The organism is uncultured Jatrophihabitans sp., from assembly GCF_964244045.1.
Taxonomy (GTDB): Bacteria; Actinomycetota; Actinomycetes; order Mycobacteriales; family Jatrophihabitantaceae; genus Jatrophihabitans.
In genome coordinates this window covers 1-3035 of sequence record NZ_CAXTHK010000021.1, presented here as the reverse complement: position 1 = coordinate 3035, position 3035 = coordinate 1, and the positions used below count along the sequence as shown (strand labels likewise).

Genomic DNA, 3035 nt, shown 5'->3' with positions numbered 1-3035 from the left:
CGCGGCCCTTGGCGTCGCGGCCCTTGGCGTCGCGGCCCTTGGCGTCGCGGCCCTTCGCGTCGCGACTGCTCCGGGGTGGCCTGGCGCGGCTCGCGGGTCGCGCGCCCTGCTCGCTTGGTGCCTCGGCGGCGCGGGCGACCTGGGGCGGGCCCTGTTGCGCGGTCGCCCGACGGCGGTTTCGGCGTCGCTGCAGCGGCTCGGGAACTTCCGGCGGCTCGGGAACTTCGTGCGGCTCGGAAACTTCGTGCGGCTCGGGCATCGGATCACGAGAGCGCGAGCAGCTCGATGAACGTGCGCGCCGCCTGGCCGCCGTCCTCGAGCGCGATGGCCAGGGCGCGAGGCACGTCCAGGTCGTCGAGCAACGAAGCGGGCACGGCCGCGACGCCGGGCGCTGACCCGGGTGCTGCGGCGGCCGCGTAAAGACGCTCCAGCAGCGTCTCCGCGTCGTCGAGGGCTGCGGTCGTGAAATCCCACGGACGCGACCACGGGCGGTTCAGGCACAGCAACCGCACCGCGCCGGGGGAGTGGTCCTTGAGCAGGTCCTCGACGAGCACGAGGTTGCCCGTCGACTTGGCCATCTTGGCGCCGTTGATCGAGACCAGGCCGGCGCGCAGCCAGCCGCGGGCGTAGGGCGCCACCCCGGTTGCCGCCTCGGCCAGCGCCGACTCGCAGGCGTGGTGCGGGAACTCGAGGTCGGCGCCACCGCAGTGCAGGTCGAGTGACGAGCCGTACAGCGCCAACACCATGGCCGCGCACTCGGCGTGCCACCCGGGCCGGCCGTCACCCCAGGGGCTGGGCCAGCTGACCTCGTCGTCGGGGACGGCGGCGCGCCAGACGACGGTGTCGAGCGGGTCGTCCTTGTCTTGATCGTCGGGATCGTCATGGAACTCGCCGGCGCGCTCGAGGGCAGTGGCGTGGTCGAGGTCGGTGCGCAGGTACGTCTCGGCCGTGCGGGCGTACACGGTGCCGTTGCGCTCGTAGGCCGCGCCGCGATCGAGCAGCGCGGCAGCAAGCTGGACCACGTGCCCGATGTGCTGGGCGGCGCTCGGCGAGTGATCGGGTTGGCGCACCTGTAGCGTGGCCATGGTTCCCTCGAAGGACGCTCGCTGCAGGGTGGCCAGCATGGTGTGCGACTCGCCGCGCCGGCGCGCCTCGGCGTAGAGCACGTCGTCGACATCGGTGACGTTGCGCGCCACCGACACCGTGTGCCCGTGCCAGCGCAGCACCCGTTCGGCGGCGTCGGCCCAGATGAAGGTCGACGCGTGGCCGAGGTGCGTGACGTCGTAGGGGGTGATGCCGCAGACGTACATGCGTACGTGGCCGACCATGGGCAGCAGCTCGCCGCCCAGGCGCAGGCGCATGGGTGGGCCGGTGAGGCGGGACGGGTTCACGTCGTCATCCTGCCAGCGCCGCCGTGCGCCCGGGCGACAGGCGTGGATGGACCGGTATTGTGCGTCTCGAGCCCGATATGCGGGCCGCGCGGGCGTAGCTCAATGGTAGAGCCTCAGTCTTCCAAACTGATTACGCGAGTTCGATTCTCGTCGCCCGCTCAATCGAAAATCCCGGTAATTGCTGGGCTACAAGCCCCTCAGGACGCTGGTTCGCGAGGCGGCAGGACAGGCCAATTCAGGCAGGAATTGCCAGCTGGATCGCACGTGGATCGCACGCCGCGTTGCAAACCGCGGGCCTAGAACCGGACACGTGTGGCGTAGGCATTTGCGACCCTTCGGTCCCGAAGGAGGTACAGCACATGGCTGGCAAGCAAGGACACAGGGGTTTCGGGTACGTCCGCAAACTTCCAAGCAAGCGTTTCCAGGCCAGCTACCTGGGTCCGGATGGCCTGCGACACTTAGCCAGCGAGACCTTCACGACGAGACTGGACGCCGAGGGTTGGCTCGCTGCTGAGAACCGACTGGTCGCCTCCGGCGACTGGCGTTCGCCGGCAGCGAGACGAACGGCCCAGGCGGCCGCCCGTGTCACGCTGGCCGACTACACGGACACTTGGCTTCACGAACGCTCGCTCAAGCCGCGCACGGTCGCCTTGTACCGCGACCTACTCGAGCGACGCATCCTCCCAGGTCTCGGCCACCACCAGGTCGGTGAACTCGCGCCGGCCGTCGTCCGCGACTGGTACTCGAAGCTCGATGCGAATAAGCCCCGGCAGCGCGCGCACGCCTATGCGCTGCTTCGTACGATCTGCACGACCGCAGTTCACGACGAACTCTTGTCAGCGAATCCCTGCCGCATCCGCGGAGGAGGTCAGGCGAAGCGTGCGAGCGAGACCGAACCAGCGACTTTGGATGAGTTGGCACTCATAGTTGCCGAGATGCCGGTGCGCCTTCGACCGATGGTGCTGCTCGCCGCCTGGTGCGCCTTGCGCTACGGCGAGTTGGCCGAGCTACGACGACGTGACATTGACGTCAACAGAAGCGTGGTGCGGATCCGTCGCGCGGTCGTCTTCGTGAACGGCGGTCCGGTCGTGGGCGATCCGAAAAGCGAGGCGGGGAAGCGCGACGTCACGATCCCGCCCCACGTCATGCCGGCGCTGACGCAGCACCTCGCAGCGATGGGAACCTCCGACGACGATGCCCTGCTCTTCCCGGCGACGACGGACACAACGAAACATCTCCAGTCCTCGCGGACGTTCGTCTACTTCAATCGGGCCCGACTCAAAGCGGATCGACCCGATCTGCGGTTCCACGATCTGCGACACACCGGCGCGGTGTACGCGACCCGCGCGGGAGCCTCGCTTGCAGAAGTGATGGCACGCCTCGGGCATTCGACAACGAACGCAGCAATGCGCTATCAGCATGCGGCCAGGGACGCGACGCAGAGATAGCGGACGCACTGTCGAAACTTGTGGGCGAGTGAGGGTTCTGGCGCGGGTTGAAGTCCCGCAGCGGACGTGCCCTGACGCCGTGCCAGACTTTCGCATTGGCATCAGCGCTTGGCTAGATAAACAAGCAAAAGGGTGGTGGTTTGGGGAGAGTCCCGCCGAGTGGTGTAAGTCGGGTTCCTGATCGTGGTGACCGGTG

2 protein-coding genes, 1 tRNA gene and 1 pseudogene are annotated in these 3035 nt (G+C 68.3%); 2 read left to right on the top strand and 2 right to left on the bottom strand.

Features of this window, described 5'->3' with window-relative positions; translation table 11 throughout:
* Both ACFFC4_RS15225 and ACFFC4_RS15220 read right to left on the bottom strand, forming a co-directional pair.
* Positions 1–259, bottom strand: a pseudogene (locus ACFFC4_RS15225) (hypothetical protein); the annotation flags it as partial.
* Positions 260–263: 4 nt separating this feature from the next.
* On the bottom strand, positions 264–1391 hold the full coding sequence (locus tag ACFFC4_RS15220; RefSeq protein ID WP_375502344.1) for a cysteine--tRNA ligase: 1128 nt from the start codon (positions 1389–1391) through the stop codon (positions 264–266).
* A gap of 88 nt (positions 1392–1479) precedes the next feature.
* On the opposite strand from ACFFC4_RS15220, the gene ACFFC4_RS15215 reads away from it, so the two are divergent.
* Together ACFFC4_RS15215 and ACFFC4_RS15210 are read left to right on the top strand one after the other, a co-directional pair.
* A tRNA-Gly gene (locus tag ACFFC4_RS15215) sits at positions 1480–1550 on the top strand.
* Positions 1551–1672: 122 nt separating this feature from the next.
* Positions 1673–2839: a tyrosine-type recombinase/integrase gene (locus ACFFC4_RS15210; RefSeq protein WP_375502342.1), complete on the top strand. Its 1167-nt coding sequence runs from the start codon at positions 1673–1675 to the stop codon at positions 2837–2839.
* The last annotated feature ends 196 nt before the right edge of the window (positions 2840–3035 follow it).